The following is a 17,679-nucleotide window of genomic DNA, read 5'->3' on the forward strand; positions in this document are numbered from 1 at the left end:
TTTCAGTCCCAGTCCAGACCCTTGCGGCGCCACACGTACGCGTAGGCGACGAGCACGGTGACGATGAACAGGAGCATCTCCACCAGGGCGAACAGCCCGAGCCCTGGCATGATCACTCCGCCCGCGTCGTTCCGCAGCGGCGCGAAGGAGACCGCCCACGGGTAGAGGAAGATGATCTCGATGTCGAACACGATGAAGAGCATCGCGGTGACCATGTACTTGAGCGGGAACCGTCCGCCACCGACGGGCTGGGGCGTCGGCTCGATGCCGCATTCATAGGCGTCAAGCTTGGCGCGGTTCCAGCGCTTGGGGCCGGTGAAGGGAGCGATGGCGACCGAGAAGATCGCGAAGCCCCCCGCGAGAACGGCGAGCACCAGGATGGGCACGTAAAGGTCCATCGCTACGCCTCCTCTGGAGTCGCCGCGCGCGCGGGCGCGCAGCAGGATCTGTTGATTGCGGGATTCATGCTGGTGGGGCGACCTTCGAGAGAGCGTTGATGATCTGGTCTGACGCATCGCCTCGCCGGTCGGTGAGATTACCAAGGAGTTTGATGGCGAAGCGCATCAGCCTCGGGTGAGGCAGTCCGTGCCTGGTCCCGAAGCTCATAACTCCCGGCTTCCCGATCGCCTCGACGAACCATCGGCCGAGCGTGAAGTATCCGCCGTAGGCGTCCTTCAGCGTCTGAGGATAGGTGCGCAGCGTGCGCTCCTGCTGCGCGGGGGTGGTGCCCTTGAGCGACTTGGCGATGACCTCGGCGGCGATCTCGCCGGTCTCCATCGCGTAGGCGATGCCCTCGCCGTTGAACGGGTTGATCGACCCGCCCGAGTCGCCCACGAGCAGCAGGCCGCGCGTGTAGTGGGGCTGCCGGTTGAAGGCCATCGGGAGCGCGGCGCCGCGGATCGGGGCCGTCATGTTCTCCTCGGTGAACTCCCAGTCCGCCGGCATGGCCTTGCACCAGCGGCGCAGCAGGTCGCGGTAGTCGATGTTCTTGAACTGGGCGCTGGTGTTGAGCAGCCCGAGCCCGACGTTCGCGGTGCCGTCGCCGACGCCGAAGATCCAGCCGTAGCCGGGCAGCAGCGTGTCCTCGTCCCAGAGCTCCAGCCAGATCTCCAGGTAGTCGTCGTCGTGACGGGGGCTCTGGAAGTAGGTGCGCACGGCCACGCCCATCGGGCGGTCGTCGCGCTTGTGCAGGCCCATCCCGAGCGCGAGCCGGGTGCTGTTGCCGTCGGCGGCGACGACCACGCGGCTGCGGAAGACGCGCCCGTCCTTGGTGCGCACGCCGACGATGTGGCCGCTGCGGTCGTCGAGCACGGGCTCGGTGACGGTGACGCCCTCCATCAGGCGTACGCCGTTCTTGACCGCGTTGGCGGCGACGATCTCGTCGAAGTCCTGCCGGGTGCGGACGAGGCCGAAGTCGGGGAAGCGTTCGAGCTGCGGCCAGTCGAGCTCGAAGCGGTGGCCGCCGCCGACGACGCGCAGGCCCTTGTTCCTGATCCAGCCGGGGGCGTCGATGTCGACGCCCATGTTCAGCAACTGCTTGACCGCCCTGGGGGTCAGGCCGTCGCCGCAGACCTTCTCGCGCGGGAACCTGGTCTTCTCCAGGAGCAGCACGTCGAGACCGGCCTGAGCGAGGTAAAAGGCGGTTGCGGAACCGGCGGGACCGGCGCCGACGACGATGACGTCGGCGTCAGCCTGTGTGGCTGGTGGCACGGTCACTGGACTGTCCTGTCCTACACACGCGAAGGCTCGGGGTATGGCGCCTTCGTTCCTTTGTGAACCCCTTCACAAACTTGTCGGCCCGCAGTCTACTGCTTTTCGGGTACATAGTGGCAGTCGGGGACCCGTTCTGTGATCCTCGGGGTTGGCGTGTCACGCGTGACCGGCGAGGCATGGACGGGGACGAAATCCATCGACCGCACTATTCCTGAAAATTTCGTGTCAGCCGGCCCGTCAGACCGCCTTGAAAGCCCGGTGCATCGCCACGATCCCCATCGTCAGATTGCGCCAGGCCACCCGCTCCCAGCCGGCCCTGCCGATGACGCCCGCGAGGGTGGGCTGGTCGGGCCAGGCGCGGATCGACTCGGCGAGATATTCGTAGGAGTCGTCGTTGGAGCCGACGACCTTGGCCACCCTGGGCAGCAGCCGCATGAGATATTCGCGGTAGACCAGGTCGAACGCCGGCACGGTGACGTGCGAGAACTCCAGGATCACCAGCCGGCCGCCCGGCCTCGTCACCCGGAGCATCTCGCGCAGCGCCTGCTCGGTGTCGTGGACGTTGCGCAGAGCCACCGAGATCGTCACCGCGTCGAAGGCGTCGTCGGCGAACGGCAGCCGCATCGCGTCGCCCGCGATGAACGGCACCCCCTTGCCGCTCAGCGCGTTGCCGCCGTGCCGGCGCACGCCGGTGCTCAGCATGCCGAACGAGAAGTCGCAGGCGATGGCGCGGGCGCCGAGCCTGGTGAAGGTGTCGGTGGAGGTGCCGGTGCCCGCGCCCAGGTCGAGCACGACCTCGCCGGGACCGGCGTCCACGGCGGCGGCCACCGCCTTGCGCCAGAGCCTCACCTGCCCGAGGGAGATCACGTCGTTGACGAGGTCGTAGCGCCGGGCGGTGCGATCGAACATCGCGGCGACCTCGTCCGGCTGCTTGTCCAACTGAGCGCGCGTCATGCGGGAAAGCTTATGGCTTTCGGGACAATCAACGGATAGTGACGCTCTCATTACTCTGGGTCTGCTAGTTGTTGAGGAATGTTTGCCCGCGTCGCCCTTGCGGCGATCATCGCTTCGGCCACGGCCGCCCACGGTCCTGTCGCACAGGACCGCGTGGTGTCGGCCGACCCGGTCGATCACACCCCTCATGTCCTGGACGGCATCGTCAACGCCATCGCCGTCGTCGGCCGCACGGTCGTCGTCGGCGGCTCCTTCAGCGAGGTGAGCGACGCCGCGCGCAAAGTGGTCGTGGCGCGCGACAACCTGTTCGCCTTCGACCTGCCGACCGGCCGCATCCTGGCGGCCTTCGCCCCGATGGTCCCCGGCCCCGTGTACGGCCTCGCGGCCGGCGACGACGGCACCGTCTACGTCGGCGGCGAGTTCTGGAGCGTCAACAACGCCCGCGCCCGCGGCCTCGCCCAGGTCCGGCTCTCCGACGGCGCCGTGGTGCCCGGCTTCGCGCCCGCTCTCGTCGGCGGCTCGGTGAGCACCCTCGCCCGGCAGGGCGGCAGCCTCTACGTCGGCGGCGACTTCACCGGCCCGCGTCAGGCGCTGGCCCGGCTCGACGCCGCCACGGGCGCCGCCGACCCCGGCTTCGCCATCAGGCCGGGCGGGCCGCTGACGCCGAAGGTGAAGGTGCACGCGCTCGCGCTCGCCCGTGGCCGGCTGCTGGTGGACGGCTCGTTCACCACGCTCGACGGTCAGTCACGGCCGCAGCTCGGGCTGATCGACGTGACCGGCCCGGTGGCCAGGGTCGCGCCGTGGCGGACCGCCGCCTACGCGCAGAAGTGCGCGGAGACGTTCCCGTCGTACGTGCGCGGCCTCGACTTCTCCCCCGACGGCAGCTATTTCGTGGTGGTCACCACGGGCGGCCCGAGGGGCGGGATCTGCGACACGGCGGCCCGTTTCGAGACCTTCGCCAAGGGCTCGGCCATCCGTCCCACCTGGGTCAACGCGACCGGCGGCGACTCGCTCTACGCGGTCGCGGTGACGGGGGCCGCGGTGTACGTGGGCGGGCACCAGCGCTGGCTGAACAATCCGCAGGGACGCGACTCGGCCGGCCCCGGCGCGGTCGCGCGGCCGGGCATCGGCGCCATTCATCCGAGCACTGGAATGGCGCTCGGCTGGAATCCCACCCGGGAGCGCGGCATCGGCGTGAAGGCGTTTTCCGCGCAACCCACCGGACTACTTGTCGGTAGCGACACAACGAGACTCGGACGGGAGTACCATGCCCGGATTGGCATGTTCCCCCTGCCCTAGTCGTCCTGCGGCTTCGGCTGGTCGAGCCTGTCGCTGATTCGCGCGCTCATGGCGTCACGCTGCTTGGACAGCAGGACATAGCTGGCCACTCCGCTGATCAAGAACGACGCCACGAGGAGTGCCAGCGGGTTTCTCAGACCGACCAGCGCCAAGAGGCCGAGCGTGACGAGGAACAGCAGGATGCGGGAGGCGGTGTAAACGACAACGGGATGCACGCCTTCGAGGTTACTCGGGCTTGTCCCCCGGTCGCTCTTCGCATCGGGCGCGAGCGCTGCTACTGTTCCCAGTTAGGGAGTTTCGTAAAGAAACACCCACGAGAGCCCCAAAGAGGCTCTATCATATAACAATCGGGCAGTCAGCTGATAACAACCCGTGATCTTCTCCGAAAACCACGGATAAATCAGGCTTCGCTCGACACACTGGTTACCTGTCCGCCCGCTGGCAGGAAGCGGGATGCGAGGGGGAGAGATTGGTGGAGAGTAGCAGCGAGCGTCTGCTGACCCCAGGAGAGGTTGCCGCCCTCTTCCGGGTAGACCCAAAGACGGTTACGCGCTGGGCTGCGGCAGGCCGCATCAGCAGTATCCGCACCCCCGGAGGGCACCGGCGCTTCCGCGAGTCGGAAGTGCACGCCCTTCTCCGAGGCGAGGACGTTCTCACGGCCGACAGGCCGGCGGGGGAGTCCCCGCGCGTCTGACGTTCCGTCACGACGGTGATCCTGTGATCCTGCAGGGTCACCGCCCGCGGGACCTCTCGAGGTTCGCGTGCTTCCCGGCCCACTTCCGTACGGCAAGCACGGGGCGGCGCCAACCGCCGACCGTGGCTGGCGCCTGTCCGGCGGCCCCGCACACGCGGCCTCGGCTCAGCCGTCGTCCTGCTGCGCCTTGAACGCGAGGAACTCGCGCTCCAGGTCGTCGTTCTCCTCCCGCCAGCGCTCCCGGCGCGTCTCCAGCTCCTCCTCCGTCAGCGACTCGGCCAGCCACCGCTCGTAGTCCGGATCGCCGGGCCGCAGCTCCGCGTAGGCGTTGCCGATCAGCCGCCCGTCCTCGCTGGCCAGGCTCTGCGGCACGCGCACGGTGCCGTCCGCGAGCCGGATGACGTACATGAGCGAGTCTCCTAGATTCCGTAGCGCCGGTTGAAGAACAGCATGACGTCGAGCGCCATCCGCGTGTCACCCCCGAGCATGTCGACCAGCGCCGGACGCTGCCGGGAGGCGATGGCGGCGAAGGCGTCGGCGAAGAACTCCTTGCGGCCGAGCCCGCCGCCCTGCCGGTGGAAGGCGGAGGCCAGGATCGGACGGGCCTTCTCGTAGAGGCCGACGAACTCCGGCGAGTCCGACACCCAGGCCCCGTAGGCGGAGTCGACGTCGTCGATGGCGTGGCCGACCTCGTGCATCATCACGTCGGGGGTCGGCGAGGGGCGGTCACCGACGACGATCTTGCGGTCGCCGTACGCGCCGGCGCAGATGTCCCAGGTGGCCCGGCCCGAGGGCAGCGGGGCGCCGCGTAAATAGCCCATGTCGTCGAGGTCGGGGACGCCGCCGGGGCCGACGTAGATGCCCTCCAGGCCGGCCGCCAGCTTCTCCTTGAGCCGGTCGGGCAGCCGGGCCAGGCTCTCGACGGCCCGGACGACGTCGGGCGGCGGCGGGCCGAGCCGGGCGTCCCACTGGCGGTGCAGGATCGACTCCAGCTTCCCGCAGTGGCGCAGGCCGTCGCCCAGCGACGGGGCGTCGGGGCGGTGCGGTCGGGCGCGCGGCGGGCGGTCGTCGAGCTCGAAGTCGTCCCAGGTGTAGCGGGGGCGTTCGACGACGGCGGCGGACAGCCGCTCGTGGCGCTCATGGTGCTCATGGAGGGCGAAGCCGTCCGGGCTCCGCTGGTCGGCGCCTGGCCAGGAGCGGCGTTCCGGCCGCTCAGCGCCCGGCCTGCGGCTTCGCGTCGCGTCCTCGGGCTTCCTGGCCTCGGCGCGGGCCTCCGGGGCCTCTCCGGGCCTCTCACGCGCGCCGGACCAGAAGGAACGGTCCGCGCCGCTCGGCGCCTCGGCCTTACGGGAGAAGAGGTACGACCCCCGCCGCCACCAGCGGCCGCGGCGATGCCGGCCCTTGTCCTGAGAAAAGGCCATCGCACCCCTCAACGAGTGAGGAACCCCGTGGGTTCCACGGTTTTCTGCTCCCACCGTACGACGGGGATCTTCTGCTAGTCACCCGAAATGGGACATCGGGAAGCACGAGCACGTCGCAGATGGCTTACAGTTCGGGCATGGCAGGTGTTCTCATCGGACTGGCGCTGCTGGCCTTCTGGCTCTTCTCGCTCTTCGACGTCGTCACTACCCCGGAAGACGAGGTCAGGAACGTACCAAAAACCATGTGGATCATGGTGGTCGTGCTGATCCCGCTGGTCGGCGGGCTCATCTGGATGGCGCGCGGCCGCCCGCGGGTCGAGCGGCAGGTCTGGTCGGTCTCCCCCGGTCCCGGCATGCCGAAGGGTCCCGACGACGACCCCGACTTCCTGCGCGACCTCGACCGGCGCATGCGCGGCGGCGACGAGCAGCACTGAGCGGCCCCGGCTCGACGAGCCGGGGCCGGCCCCGGCTCAGACGTCGGCGTAGCTGTGCATCCCGCCGACGAAGATGTTGACGCCGATCAGGTTGAACAGCAGGCAGCCGAACGCCACGAGCTGCACGATCGTGGCGGCCTTCCCCCTCCAGCCGGCCGTCACGCGGGCGTGCAGGTAGGCCGCGTAGGCCACCCACGTGATGAACGACCAGACCTCCTTGGGGTCCCAGCCCCAGTAGCGGCCCCACGCGCGGTCGGCCCACAGCGCGCCCGCGATCACCGCGAACGTCCACAGCGGGAAGGCGAACACGATCGCCCGGTGCGCCACCCGCTCCAGGTCCTCGCGGGAGGGCAGGCGCGACATCCCGTCGCCGCGCACCAGGTAGAGCACACCCGCGACGCCCGCCAGCGCGAACAGCCCGCTCGCGATGATCGCCGCCGTGACGTGGATGGCGATCCAGTACGAGTTCAGCGCCGGCACCACGGGCCCCGCGGCGGTGTAGAAGATCTTGACCGCCGCGCCCAGCCCGAGCGTGGCCGTGACCATGACGAACGCGCCGAGGAAGCGCACGTTGTGGCGGAGCTGGGTGAGCAGGAACGCCGTGACGGCGGCGAAGCAGAGCGCCACGACGAACTCGTACATGTTGCCCCAGGGCCAGCGACCGACGGCGAGGCCGCGGGTCGCGATGGCGACCAGGTTGGCGGCCCAGCCGAGCCAGGCCAGCGCCAGCCCGGCCGTCCCGGCCCGGGCCGCCAGCCGCGACGGCGGGGCGCCCTCGGGCGCCACGGGCTCTGGAACCGCGCCCTCGACCTGGTCGGCGCCGGCGCCGACCGTGACCGTCTGCCTGACGGGCCGGGCGGCCCTCGCCGCGGTCTTCTTGCCCGCGACGTAGCGGCCGAAGGCCAGCTCCGTCGCGAAGGCGATCATCGCGAGGACGTAGAGCAGGACCGCGGCGACGACGGTCAGGTCGCTCAGCTCGGCGAGTTGCTCAGCGGACATCTTTCTCTCCTGCTGATAGAACCTTGACGATGTCGGCGAACTCCTCGGCGAAGCCCGCCGCGGAGCCCTCGGTGCGGGTGAGGCCCCCGACCTCGACCGTTTCGCCCTTGACCCGGACGAACACCCGCCGCCGCCTGATCAGCAGCGACGCGGCGATGGACACGACCGCGAGACCGGAGAACAGCAGCGCGGGCAGCCGTCCCGGGTCGTAGGCGACCTGCAGCGTCATCCACTGCTTGACGCCGGTGAACTCCAGCTTGCCCGCGCCTTCCGGCAGCTCGACCGACTGCCCGACCGCGAGCGGCTTGGGCACCGCGGTGCCCATCAGCAGCGGCTTGAGCTTCTTCAGCGTCTCCGGCGGGGCCAGCTCGTAGACCGACTGCGGCTGCCCGTTGCGCAGCCCGAGGTCGCCGGAGAACGCCCCGAGCAGCTGCACCTCGGGGTTGAGCTCGCCGGGGAAGGCGGAGGCGTGGGTGCCGTCGGTGAGCGGCACGCTGGTCGGCAGGAACCGCAGCAGGAAGCCGAGCTGCGACGGCTGCGCGTCGGGGGCCTTGACCACGCAGCCCGAGGTCATCGTGGCCTTGTCCTCGATCAGGCAGGGCACAGGACCCTCGAAGGCGACCTGCCCCTTGCCGTCGGTCACCCGGAAGACCGGCGCGTAGCCGTTGCCGATGAGGTAGGTCTGCGTGCCGTCGACCTCCAGCGGCGTGTTGACCTTGAGTTCGACGTCGCGGGCGGGCGCGTCCGGCGTGTCGTTGACCGTGAGGTGGGCGGTGTAGTCGAGCGCCTGCCCCCGCTTCTCGCCGGCCACCTGGTAGGAGACGTTGAAGTCGTCGAGCCGCAGCGTGAACGGCGCCAGCGACTCGGCCGACACCTGGTTGCCCGGCATGAACCGGTCGTAGGCGGCCACGGTGTTGGCGAAGCCGTCGCCCTCGACGACGAGCACGTTGCCGCGGTAGCCGAAGAGCGAGCCGACCCCGATCGCGAACAGGATGCCGAGCAGCGCGACGTGGAAGAACAGGTTGCCGGTCTCGCGCAGGTAGCCCTTCTCCGCCGAGATCCAGCCGTCGCCGGTGACCACGCGGAAGCGCAGCCCGCGCAGCCGACTGGCGGCCTCGTCCAGGCTCGGCCCGCCCTCGATGACGGCCGCGTGCGGCAGCTTGGTGACGTTCTTCGGCGCGGCGGGCGGCTTGCGACGCAGCTCGCGCACGTAGGTCAGGGTGCGCGGGATGATGCAGCCGATGAGCGAGGTGAACAGCAGCAGGTAGACCGCGGCGAACCAGGTGGAGGAGAAGACCTCGAAGAGCTGGAGGCGGTCGTACCACTCGGCCAGGGCGGGGCTCTCGTCGTAGAGCCTGGCGACCTTGTCGGGGTCGACGCCGCGCTGCGGGATCAGCGAGCCGGGCACCGAGCCGAGCGCCAGCAGGAACAGCAGGATGAGCGCGGTCTTCATCGAGGTGAGCGTGCGCCACGCCCACCGCAGCCAGCCCACCGGGCCGAGCCCGGCCTGCTTGGGCGACCGCTCGCGCTCCAGCTCCCGCACGCTCATCAGATCACCGGCTCGAACGCGCCGATCACACCCTGCATGGCCGCGATCATCTCCCCCCACAGACCGGTCACCAGCAGCACGCCGACGGCCACCATCATCCCGCCGCCGATCCTGGTGATCAGGCGCGAGTGCTTGCGGATGGCACGGAACGTGCGCAGAGCCCTGCTGTAGGCCAGCGCCGCCGCCACGAACGGCAGCCCGAGGCCGAGCGCGTACGCGACGGCCAGCAGGGCTCCGCGCCCGGCGCTGCCCTCGTTGAGCCCGAGCGTCAGCACCACGGCCAGCGTCGGCCCGATGCACGGCGTCCAGCCGAGCCCGAACACCACGCCGAGCAGCGGCGCCCCGGCCAGCCCCGCCGCGGGGAGCCGGTGGATCCGTACGTCGCGCATGAGCCCCGGGATGACCCCCAGGAAGGCCAGCCCGAGCACGATGGTCAGCACCCCGAGCACCCGCGTGATGATCGCGGCGTTGCCCAGCATGACCGAGCCGAGCCCGCCGAACAGCGCGCCGCTGAGCACGAACACGAGCGCGAACCCGGCCACGAACAGCGCCGCCCCGAGCACCAGCCGCCCCCGCCTGGGGTCGGCGCTCATGCCGGTGACGTACGACAGGTAGCCGGGCACCAGCGGCAGCACGCACGGCGACAGGAACGACACCACGCCCGCGAGCACCGCGATCGGCACGGCGAGCAGCAGCGAGCCCGAGGCGACGACGTCATTCATCGCGGACCTTGGTGACGGTGTCCATGAGGTCGGTGTACTTGACGGCGCCGAGCGCGCGGGCGGCGATCCGGCCCTGCTTGTCGATGATCAGCGTGGACGGGATGGCGGCGGGCGGCACCGTGCCCTGGAAGGCCAGCGCGACCTTGCCCGGCTGGTCGAAGATCGACGGGTAGCCGGTCTGCTCGGTGCGCTCGAAGGCGAGCGCGTCGGCCTGCCGGTCCTTGAAGTCGACGCCGACGAACTCGACGCCGGTGCCCTTGGTCTTGGCCGCGACCTCCTTGAGCACCGGCGCCTCGGCCCGGCAGGGCCCGCACCAGGACGCCCAGAAGTTGAGCACCACGACCTTGCCCTTGTGCGCCGCCAGCGAGGCGGTGCCGCCGTCGAGGGTCGGGCCCTCGACCGCGGGGGCGGGCTTGCGTTCGGCGGCGGCGAACACCTGCATCTTCCCGTCGCCGGCGACGAACCGGGTGTCGCCCGCCTCCGGCTGGCCGCTCTGATTGCCGGCGCACCCCGCGGCCAGCACGGCCAGCAGGGCGAGGGAGAGGGACATGGCGCGCACGGAGGAAGATCTCCTTGTACTACAACCGGTAGAGCTTGCAACTCTACCGGTGGGTCCGGGCGATCCGGACATCGGGCTCAGGCGCCCGGGACGGACGGCCCGGTGTCCAGCGACCCGGCCGGCTCGCTGTAGCCGATGCTGATGAGCCGGTCACCGTCGAAGGTGAACGTCGTGAGGCTGGCCAGCGCGCACTGCCTGCGGCGCGGGTCGTGCCAGAGCCGGCGGCCCTCGGCCGCCATCCTGATCGACCAGATCGGCAACTGGTGGCTGACGAGCACGGTCTCGTGCCCGCGCGCCGCCGCCCGCGCGTCGTCGATCATCGACTTCATCCGGCGCACGATCACCGGGTAGGGCTCGCCCCAGGACGGGCGCATCGGATTCCAGAAGTAGCGGTAGTTGCGCCAGTCGCGGAACAGCCCGACCCCTTGCGCGACGGGCCGGCCCTCCAGCAGGTTGACCGCTTCGAGCAGGCGCTCGTCCTGCCTGACCTCCAGCCCGAGCTTGGCGGCGAGGGGGGCCGCGGTCTCCAGCGCGCGCTCCAGGGGCGAGCTGTAGAGGGCGACGATGTCACGGCCGCCGACCGCCTTGGCGACCGTCTCGGCCATGAGGTGACCCGTCTCGGACAGGTGGTAGCCGGGCAGCCTGCCGTACAGGATGCCCTTCGGGTTGTGCACCTCACCGTGGCGCAGAAGGTGGACGACGGTCGTTTCAGCCATGGTGGGCACAGCCTATCCGCTCGCCTCGGGATAGGGTCCCCGGGTGAGTCCCTGGGCGCTCCTCCTCGTGCTCGTCGCCGCCTTCGCCCATGCCACCTGGAACCTGCTGAGCAAGCGCTCCTCGCAGGCGGACGGGGTGGTCTTCGTCTGGCTGGTGGCGGTGGCCGGCGCGGCGCTGTGGGCGCCGCTGTTCGCGGGATACCTGGTGGTGGCGGGCGTGCCGTCCTGGACGGACCTCGCGGTGATCTGCGGCAGCATGACCCTGCACCTGGGCTACTTCCTGCTGCTCCAGCGCGGGTACGGCACCGGCGACCTGTCCATGGTCTACCCGGTGGCGCGCGGCACGGGGCCGATGCTGGCGAGCCTGGTGGCGGTGCTGTTCCTGGGCGAGCGGCCGTCGGTCGCCAACGTGGCGGGGATCGTGCTGGTCGGCGTGGGGGTGTTCCTGCTGGGCCGGGGCGCGGGCCGCGCCGATCTGCGCTCGGTGGCGCCCGGGCTGGTCGTCGGGCTGTTCATCGCCGGGTACACGGTGTGGGACTCGCAGGTGGTGGGGCCGTTCGGGGTGGCGCCGCTGGCGCTCCTCTACCTGGGCGAGGTCGGGCGGGCGCTGGTGCTCGCGCCGGTCGTGCTGGCCACGCGGCGGGAGCTGGTCGCGCCGGTGTGGCGGGAGCACCGGTGGCGGATCGCCGGGGCGGCGGTGCTGATCTTCGTGTCGTACCTGCTGGTGCTGATCGCGTTCACGATGGCGCCGGTCACCGTGGTCGCGCCGGCGCGGGAGATCAGCGTGCTGATCGCCGTGGTGCTGGGCGGGCGGCTGCTGGCCGAGGGCGATCTCGCGCGCCGGCTGCTGGCGTCGGGGGTGATCCTGGGCGGCGTCGTGGCGATCGCCCTGAGCTAGTCGCTCACTTCACGGCCCAGGCGTTCTCCTGCTCCCTGCTGACCTCCATCAGGGTGTCGACCAGGGCCCTGATGGCCGGGCGGCGGGCCGCGTCGGCGCGCCAGACGGCGTAGATGCGGCGGGCCTGCCGCGGCCTGATCGGCACCATGGCGACGCCCTCGGGCACGTAGCGGCCGAGCCGCGGCACGATCGCGCAGCCGAGCCCGGCGGCGACCAGCGCGAGCTGGGTCGGGTACTCGTCGGCAAGGCAGGCGATCTCCGGCTCCAGCGAGGCGTTGCGCAGCGTGTACACGAGCCAGTCGTGGCACACGGTGCCGGGCGTGGAGCTGACCCAGCGCTCGCCGTGGAGGGCGGCCAGCTCGATCTCGCGCGAGCCGGCCAGCGGGTGCCCGGCGGGTATCGCCACGTCCGCGACGTCGTCCAGCAGCGTGGCCCTGGACAGGCCGTCGGGCAGCGCCATGGGCCGGTTGAGCCAGTCCTGGACGATGCCGAGGTCGAGCTCTCCCCTGGCGACGTCGCGCACGACCCGCTCGGGCTCGCGCTCGCTGAGCTGGATCCACAGGTCGGGATGGCGGCCGCGGAGCGCGACTAGGGCCTGCGGCATGAGGCCGCGGGCAGCGGTGGGGAAGGCGGCCACGTTGAGCCGGCCGACGACCTCGCCGCGCAGCGCCTCGAAGTCGGCCTCGGCGGTCTCGACCAGGGCGAGGATGCGCTCGGCGTGCTCGGCGAGCAGCCCGGCCGCGTCGGTCAGCCGCACGCCGCGGCCGTTGCGCTCCATGAGCCGGGCGCCGGTCTCGCGCTCCAGCTTGGCGATCTGCTGCGACACGGCCGAGGGGGTGACCATGAGCGCGTCCGCCGCCGCGCCGACCGAGCCGTAGACGTGCACAGCGTGCAGAGCCTTGAGGCGGTTCAGGTCCAACATGTAAGCCAGACTAAAGGGTTTAGCGTAGAAAGTCTCGCTTGTGGTTGATTGTGTAGCAGATGAAAATAGATGCATGAGAATCATCAAGTCGAAGAAGCAGCAGCCCGCCGGTCCCTCGTACCTCAAGGAGCTCGCCGAGCAGGCTCGCGAGCAGCGCATCCGCTACCAGAAGCCCGCCCGCTGAGCGCCGCCCCGCGCTACCGCGCCGTCGCGGCCGCCTCGGCGGCGGCGGGCAGCGCCGCGACGATCCGCTCGATGGCCTCGTCGTCGTGCGCGGCCGACAGGAACCACGCCTCGTACGCCGACGGCGGCAGGTAGACCCCCTGGTCCAGCATCGCGTGGAAGAACGCGGTGAACGCACTGGTGTCCTGGGTCTTCGCCTCGGCGAAGTTCGTCACCTCGGCATCGGTGAAGAAGATCGAGAACAGGCTGCCGGCCCGCTGGAGCCGGTGCGGCACCCCGGCCTTGCCCAGCGCCTGCGCGGCGGCGTCGCCCACCGCGAGCGCCGCGGCGTCCACCCGCGCGTACGCCGCCTCGTCCAGCGCCCGCAGCGTCGCCAGACCGGCGGCGCAGGCCAGCGGGTTGCCCGACAGCGTGCCCGCCTGGTAGACCGGCCCCTCCGGCGCGAGGTAGGCCATCACCTCGGCCCGGCCGCCGAACGCCGCCGCCGGCAGCCCGCCCCCCATCACCTTGCCGAACGTCATCAGGTCGGCCTCGACCGGGTCGAGGCCGTACCAGCCGGCCGCCGAGACGCGGAAGCCGGTCAGCACCTCGTCCACGATGAGCAGCGCCCCGTGGGCCGTGCACAGCTCGCGCAGCCGCTGGTTGAAGCCGTCGCGCGGCGGCACCACGCCCATGTTGGCCGGGCACGCCTCGGTGATCACGCACGCGATGTCGGCCTGGGCGAACGCCTCCTCGACGGCCGCCACGTCGTTGTACGGGAGCACGATCGTGTCCGCCGCCGACGCCCCGGTGACGCCCGGCGTGTCCGGCAGCCCGAAGGTCACCACGCCCGACCCGGCCGAGGCCAGCAGCGCGTCCACGTGCCCGTGGTAGCACCCGGCGAACTTGATCACCTTGGACCGCCCGGTGAAGCCGCGCGCCAGCCGTACCGCGCTCATCGTGGCCTCGGTGCCCGAGCTGACCAGCCGCACCTTCTCCACCGGCGCCACCCGGGAGACGATCTCCTCGGCCAGCTCGACCTCGCCTGGCGTGGCGGTGCCGTACGAGAAGCCGTGCGCGACCGCCTCGGAGACCGCCTCGACGACCGCCGGGTGGCGGTGGCCGAGGATCATCGGCCCCCAGGAGCACACCAGATCGACGTAGCGGTTGCCGTCGACGTCGGTGATGTAGGGGCCCTGGCCGGCGGCCATGAAGCGCGGGGTGCCGCCGACCGCGCCGAACGCGCGCACCGGCGAGTTGACGCCCCCCGGCACGACCTGGCGGGCGCGGGCGAACAGGTCCTCGGATGTCTCTATGCGGCTCACCCGACCAGGTTAGTCGGGCCAGGGGCCGCCCCAGGGCGAGGGGCCGCTCAGTCGGCGAGCCACTCCAGGATGCGCAGCGGGTCGGGCAGCGGCCGCCCGTCCGGGGGCCGCAGCCAGGAGACCTGCCGGCCGAACGGCAGGTGCGAGGGCGGCGCGAGCACGTAGCTGTCGCGGCAGTGCCAGCGCAGGCCCGGCGTGTCGTCGATGGCGGCCGGGTCGCAGTCGAGGTGGCAGGACCACCACTCGTCCTCGTCCTCGGGGTTGCCGCGGGTGGCCACGTAGAACAAGACCCGGTCGCCTTGGGCGGCGACCGGGCCGGAGTGGGCACTTGCCTCGTCGATCCTGGTGAGCGCCGTGAGGCCGACGGCGAGCGGTACGTCGAAGACGTCGAAGACGCGGCCGGTGGGCAGGATCACACCCGCCTCGGGCTCGGCCTGCCACCAGCGGGACAGCTGCGCGGGGTCGGTGGTGGCGAGCAGCGGCCAGGCCGGGGAGAGCGGATGGGCGCCCGGGTCGGGACAGCCGAGCCGGTCGCACGAGCACGCCCGCGGCCCCGCGGGCAGCGGATAGGCGCCCGGCACCACGGGCCAGCCCATCGCGGCGTAGTCGAGCACGGTCGCGATGCGCGACGGCCGCGCCCGCTTTTTGGTACGCCGAGCCAGAGGTACCCCCACCATTGGTGTCTCCCGTCGAATCCCGCGCCTGAAGAGGTCCCGGCTCCGGGCGGGCGTTCGCTCACGCGGGACACACCAGCACTTGTCATCGCACTCTAACGCACAGGCCTCACGAGTTGACGGGAAACCCCTTGGTTAGAGCGTCCGTGCCACCTCGGTGGCCCAGTAGGTCAGGATCAGGTCGGCGCCGGCCCGCTTGATGGCGACCAGCGACTCCATGATCGTCCGTTCGCGGTCCACCCAGCCGTTGGCCGCGGCCGCCTCGACCATCGCGTACTCGCCGCTCACCTGGTAGGCGGCGACCGGCACGTCCACCTCGCGGCGGACGGCGGCGATGATGTCGAGGTAGGCCAGGGCGGGCTTGACCATGACGGCGTCCGCGCCCTCGGCCAGGTCGAGCCGGACCTCGCGCAGCGCCTCCTCCAGCGGCCCCGTGGGGTCCTGCTGGTGGGTGGCGCGGTCGCCGAACTGCGGCGCGCACTCGGCGGCGTCGCGGAACGGGCCGTAGAAGGCGGAGGCGTACTTCGCCGAGTAGGCGAGGATCGGCACGCCCGCGTGGCCGGCGCCGTCGAGCGCGGCGCGGATGGCGGCCACCTGGCCGTCCATCATGCCGCTCGGCGCGATCATCTGCGCGCCCGCGTCGGCCTGGGCCACCGCGACGGAGGCGTAGCGCTCCAGCGTGGCGTCGTTGTCGACGTCGCCCGACGGGGTCAGGATGCCGCAGTGCCCGTGGTCGGTGAACTCGTCGAGGCAGGTGTCGGCCATGACCACGAGCGCGTCGCCGACCTCGGCGCTCACCTCGCGCAGCGCCTTCTGGAGCACGCCGTCGGGGTCGTCGGCGGCCGAGCCGCGCGCGTCCTTGACCGCCGGGATGCCGAACAGGATCAGCCCGCCCAGGCCCGCCTCGGCCGCCTCATGGGCCGCCTTGCGCAGCGAGTCGGAGGTGTGCTGGAACACGCCCGGCATCGACACCACCGGCTGCGGCTCGGCGATGCCCTCCTTGACGAACACCGGCAGGATCAGGTCGGCGGGGTCGATCCTGGTGCCCGCCACCATCCGCCGCAGCGCGGGAGTGCCGCGCAGCCTGCGGGGACGCGCCACGGGGAAGCGTGCGCTCATCTGGCTCTCCTTCTCGCGCCACGACGGTTCTGCGAGGGCCTGCGGGGCGTGTCGCCCGCGGCCAGCGCAGCCTGGCGCTGCTTGGCTCCGTACTCGGCCACGGCGGCGGCCAGCGCGGAGGCGGATGGCTTGTCGGCCATGACGTCCACCCGGAGCCCGAACTCCTCGGCGGTCTTGGCCGTCTGCGGCCCGATGACCGCGATCACGGTGACGTTGTGCGGCTTGCCGGCGATGCCCACGAGGTTGCGCACCGTGGAGGAGGAGGTGAAGAGCACGGCGTCGAAGCCGCCGCCCTTGATCGCCTCGCGGATCGGCGCGGGCGGCGGCGCGGCCCGCACGGTGCGGTAGGCCGTGACGTCGTCGCACTCCCAGCCCAGCTCGGTCAGCCCGGCCACCAGCGTGTCGGTCGAGATGTCGGCGCGCGGCAGCAGCACCCGGTTGATCGGGTCGAGCATCGAGTCGTACGGCGGCCACTCGGCCACCAGCCCCTCGGACGACTGCTCGCCCGAGGGCAGCAGGTCGGGCTTGACGCCGAACTCGACCAGGGCGCGCGAGGTCGCCTCGCCGACCGCGGCCACCTTGAGCCCGGCGAAGGCGCGGGCGTCGAGGCCGTATTCCTCGAACTTCTCGCGCACGGCCTTGACGGCGTTGGCGCTGGTGAAGGCCACCCACTCGTAGCGGCCGGTGACCAGGCCCTTGATGGCGCGGTCCATCTGCTGCGGGGTGCGCGGCGGCTCGACCGAGATGGTCGGCACCTCCTCGGGCACCGCGCCGTAGGAGACGAGCTGCTCCGACAGGCTCCGCGACTGCTCCTTGGTGCGGGGCACCAGCACCCGCCAGCCGAACAGCGGCTTGGTCTCGAACCACGACAGCTTCTCGCGCAGCCCCACGGCCTCGCCGACGACGATCAGCGCGGGCTCGGTGAACCCGGCGTGCTTGAGGTCGGCCTGCAGCCGCCCGAGCGAGGACACGACGGTGTACTGCTCGGTGGTGGTGCCGCCGCTGCTGACCGCGACGGGCGTCGTGTCGGGCTTGCCGCCCGCGATGAGCGCCTTGCCGATGGACACGGCCTCGCCGATGCCGTTGTAGATGACCAGCGTGCCGGGGCAGGCGGCGTGGGAGGACCAGTCCTGCTCCTGCGCGGCGTCCACGACGCGGAACTCGGGCACGGCCGTCGCCGGCGGGATGCCCGCGTAGGTGAGCACGGCGGTCGCGGGCGGGACGCCGGGCACGACCTCGAAGTCCACCTCCGCCGCGGCGCAGGCCGCGGCCTCCTCGGTGATCGAGGAGAACAGCATGGGGTCGCCGGGGCACAGGCGCACCACGAGCCCGCCGTCCTTGGCGCGCTTGACGAGACCCGTCAGCGCGTCGTCGGCCTCGACGACCTGCACGCCCTCGCGGGCATGACGCAGCAGCGCGCGGTGCGCCTCCTCGCCGAGCACCACGACGTCGGCCTTGCCGAGCAGCTCGGCGCCGCGGAGCGTGAGCAGGTTGGGGTCGCCGGGGCCCGCGCCCACGA

20 protein-coding genes are annotated in these 17,679 nt (G+C 71.4%); 4 read left to right on the forward strand and 16 right to left on the reverse strand.

From position 1 onward, the window contains the following. Positions 1-2 precede the first annotated feature (2 nt). The 3 genes from ABD292_RS17235 to ABD292_RS17245 all read right to left on the reverse strand — a co-directional run bounded on the left by ABD292_RS17235 (position 3) and on the right by ABD292_RS17245 (position 2,667). A complete protein-coding gene (locus ABD292_RS17235) occupies positions 3-398 on the reverse strand; it encodes an NADH-quinone oxidoreductase subunit A (protein ID WP_344208271.1) in 396 nt (131 codons plus the stop codon). 64 nt (positions 399-462) lie between these two features. Further along, the gene (locus tag ABD292_RS17240) at positions 463-1,716 is read right to left on the reverse strand and encodes a geranylgeranyl reductase family protein (protein ID WP_344208272.1); all 1,254 of its coding nucleotides are present in this window, start codon (positions 1,714-1,716) and stop codon (positions 463-465) included. 234 nt (positions 1,717-1,950) lie between these two features. Next, positions 1,951-2,667 carry a demethylmenaquinone methyltransferase gene (locus ABD292_RS17245; RefSeq protein ID WP_344208273.1) on the reverse strand — a complete coding sequence of 239 codons (717 nt, stop codon included), beginning with the start codon at positions 2,665-2,667 and terminating at the stop codon, positions 1,951-1,953. Positions 2,668-2,823: 156 nt separating this feature from the next. On the opposite strand from ABD292_RS17245, the gene ABD292_RS17250 reads away from it, so the two are divergent. Beyond that, the gene (locus tag ABD292_RS17250; protein WP_344208274.1) at positions 2,824-3,966 is read left to right on the forward strand and encodes a hypothetical protein; all 1,143 of its coding nucleotides are present in this window, start codon (positions 2,824-2,826) and stop codon (positions 3,964-3,966) included. Here the strand turns inward: ABD292_RS17250 and ABD292_RS17255 are convergent. After that, a complete protein-coding gene (locus ABD292_RS17255; protein WP_344208275.1) occupies positions 3,963-4,181 on the reverse strand; it encodes a DUF4229 domain-containing protein in 219 nt (72 codons plus the stop codon). The genes ABD292_RS17250 and ABD292_RS17255 overlap by 4 nt on opposite strands. A 257-nt stretch (positions 4,182-4,438) precedes the next feature. Between ABD292_RS17255 and ABD292_RS17260 the strand changes: the two genes are divergently transcribed. After that, positions 4,439-4,660: a BldC family transcriptional regulator gene (locus ABD292_RS17260; protein WP_026214226.1), complete on the forward strand. Its 222-nt coding sequence runs from the start codon at positions 4,439-4,441 to the stop codon at positions 4,658-4,660. Between the two features lie 165 nt (positions 4,661-4,825). Here the strand turns inward: ABD292_RS17260 and ABD292_RS17265 are convergent, their stop codons facing one another. Continuing rightward, complete coding sequence (locus ABD292_RS17265; RefSeq protein WP_344208276.1) at positions 4,826-5,068, reverse strand: hypothetical protein; 243 nt, start codon at positions 5,066-5,068, stop codon at positions 4,826-4,828. A gap of 11 nt (positions 5,069-5,079) precedes the next feature. Next, entirely contained in the window at positions 5,080-6,081 is a 1,002-nt protein-coding gene (locus tag ABD292_RS17270; RefSeq protein WP_344208277.1) for a hypothetical protein, read from the reverse strand. A gap of 137 nt (positions 6,082-6,218) precedes the next feature. Between ABD292_RS17270 and ABD292_RS17275 the strand changes: the two genes are divergently transcribed. Then, a complete protein-coding gene (locus tag ABD292_RS17275) occupies positions 6,219-6,515 on the forward strand; it encodes a PLD nuclease N-terminal domain-containing protein (protein ID WP_344208278.1) in 297 nt (98 codons plus the stop codon). A 36-nt stretch (positions 6,516-6,551) separates the two neighbouring features. Here the strand turns inward: ABD292_RS17275 and ccsB are convergent, their stop codons facing one another. The 5 genes from ccsB to ABD292_RS17300 all read right to left on the reverse strand — a co-directional run bounded on the left by ccsB (position 6,552) and on the right by ABD292_RS17300 (position 11,060). Next, positions 6,552-7,514, reverse strand: a complete 963-nt coding sequence (ccsB, locus tag ABD292_RS17280; RefSeq protein WP_344208279.1) for a c-type cytochrome biogenesis protein CcsB — start codon at positions 7,512-7,514, stop codon at positions 6,552-6,554. Next, entirely contained in the window at positions 7,504-9,063 is a 1,560-nt protein-coding gene (gene resB, locus ABD292_RS17285) for a cytochrome c biogenesis protein ResB (protein ID WP_344208280.1), read from the reverse strand. The genes ccsB and resB overlap by 11 nt, the downstream gene beginning before the upstream one ends. Further along, positions 9,063-9,785 (reverse strand): cytochrome c biogenesis CcdA family protein, encoded by a 723-nt coding sequence (locus ABD292_RS17290; RefSeq protein WP_344208281.1) that lies wholly within the window; start codon positions 9,783-9,785, stop codon positions 9,063-9,065. Before ABD292_RS17290 ends, resB begins: the two co-directional genes overlap by 1 nt. Beyond that, entirely contained in the window at positions 9,778-10,335 is a 558-nt protein-coding gene (locus tag ABD292_RS17295) for a TlpA family protein disulfide reductase (protein ID WP_344209087.1), read from the reverse strand. Before ABD292_RS17295 ends, ABD292_RS17290 begins: the two co-directional genes overlap by 8 nt. Before the next feature lie 86 nt (positions 10,336-10,421). Further along, a complete protein-coding gene (locus ABD292_RS17300) occupies positions 10,422-11,060 on the reverse strand; it encodes a histidine phosphatase family protein (protein WP_344208282.1) in 639 nt (212 codons plus the stop codon). A gap of 43 nt (positions 11,061-11,103) precedes the next feature. On the opposite strand from ABD292_RS17300, the gene ABD292_RS17305 reads away from it, so the two are divergent. Next, entirely contained in the window at positions 11,104-11,958 is an 855-nt protein-coding gene (locus ABD292_RS17305) for an EamA family transporter (RefSeq protein ID WP_344208283.1), read from the forward strand. Between the two features lie 4 nt (positions 11,959-11,962). Here ABD292_RS17305 and ABD292_RS17310 read toward each other — a convergent pair whose 3' ends face one another. From ABD292_RS17310 to ABD292_RS17330, 5 genes are all read right to left on the reverse strand, one after another. Further along, positions 11,963-12,880, reverse strand: coding sequence for a LysR family transcriptional regulator (locus ABD292_RS17310; RefSeq protein WP_344208284.1), 918 nt, complete (start codon positions 12,878-12,880; stop codon positions 11,963-11,965). A gap of 197 nt (positions 12,881-13,077) precedes the next feature. Next, the gene (gene hemL, locus ABD292_RS17315) at positions 13,078-14,358 is read right to left on the reverse strand and encodes a glutamate-1-semialdehyde 2,1-aminomutase (protein WP_371251028.1); all 1,281 of its coding nucleotides are present in this window, start codon (positions 14,356-14,358) and stop codon (positions 13,078-13,080) included. 56 nt (positions 14,359-14,414) lie between these two features. Next, positions 14,415-15,044, reverse strand: a complete 630-nt coding sequence (locus tag ABD292_RS17320) for a bifunctional DNA primase/polymerase (protein ID WP_344208286.1) — start codon at positions 15,042-15,044, stop codon at positions 14,415-14,417. 132 nt (positions 15,045-15,176) lie between these two features. Further along, positions 15,177-16,160, reverse strand: a complete 984-nt coding sequence (hemB, locus tag ABD292_RS17325) for a porphobilinogen synthase (protein WP_344208287.1) — start codon at positions 16,158-16,160, stop codon at positions 15,177-15,179. Further along, positions 16,157-17,677 (reverse strand): bifunctional uroporphyrinogen-III C-methyltransferase/uroporphyrinogen-III synthase, encoded by a 1,521-nt coding sequence (locus tag ABD292_RS17330; protein WP_344208288.1) that lies wholly within the window; start codon positions 17,675-17,677, stop codon positions 16,157-16,159. The genes hemB and ABD292_RS17330 overlap by 4 nt, the downstream gene beginning before the upstream one ends. Between the last annotated feature and the right edge of the window lie 2 nt (positions 17,678-17,679).

Source organism: Nonomuraea bangladeshensis (assembly GCF_039529455.1).
GTDB classification, from domain to species: domain Bacteria; phylum Actinomycetota; class Actinomycetes; order Streptosporangiales; family Streptosporangiaceae; genus Nonomuraea; species Nonomuraea bangladeshensis.

Bases quoted from the DNA above. Each gene is read 5' to 3' on its own strand.
- ABD292_RS17275 (WP_344208278.1), top strand. From the start codon at position 6,219: ATGGCAGGTGTTCTCATCGGACTGGCGCTGCTGGCCTTCTGGCTCTTC.
- resB (WP_344208280.1), bottom strand. From the start codon at position 9,063: ATGAGCGTGCGGGAGCTGGAGCGCGAGCGGTCGCCCAAGCAGGCCGGG.
- ABD292_RS17270 (WP_344208277.1), bottom strand. From the start codon at position 6,081: ATGGCCTTTTCTCAGGACAAGGGCCGGCATCGCCGCGGCCGCTGGTGG.
- hemB (WP_344208287.1), bottom strand. From the start codon at position 16,160: ATGAGCGCACGCTTCCCCGTGGCGCGTCCCCGCAGGCTGCGCGGCACT.
- ABD292_RS17290 (WP_344208281.1), bottom strand. From the start codon at position 9,785: ATGAATGACGTCGTCGCCTCGGGCTCGCTGCTGCTCGCCGTGCCGATC.
- ABD292_RS17295 (WP_344209087.1), bottom strand. From the start codon at position 10,335: ATGTCCCTCTCCCTCGCCCTGCTGGCCGTGCTGGCCGCGGGGTGCGCC.
- ABD292_RS17310 (WP_344208284.1), bottom strand. From the start codon at position 12,880: ATGTTGGACCTGAACCGCCTCAAGGCTCTGCACGCTGTGCACGTCTAC.
- ABD292_RS17265 (WP_344208276.1), bottom strand. From the start codon at position 5,068: ATGTACGTCATCCGGCTCGCGGACGGCACCGTGCGCGTGCCGCAGAGC.
- ABD292_RS17300 (WP_344208282.1), bottom strand. From the start codon at position 11,060: ATGGCTGAAACGACCGTCGTCCACCTTCTGCGCCACGGTGAGGTGCAC.
- ABD292_RS17320 (WP_344208286.1), bottom strand. From the start codon at position 15,044: ATGGTGGGGGTACCTCTGGCTCGGCGTACCAAAAAGCGGGCGCGGCCG.
- ABD292_RS17235 (WP_344208271.1), bottom strand. From the start codon at position 398: ATGGACCTTTACGTGCCCATCCTGGTGCTCGCCGTTCTCGCGGGGGGC.
- ccsB (WP_344208279.1), bottom strand. From the start codon at position 7,514: ATGTCCGCTGAGCAACTCGCCGAGCTGAGCGACCTGACCGTCGTCGCC.
- ABD292_RS17245 (WP_344208273.1), bottom strand. From the start codon at position 2,667: ATGACGCGCGCTCAGTTGGACAAGCAGCCGGACGAGGTCGCCGCGATG.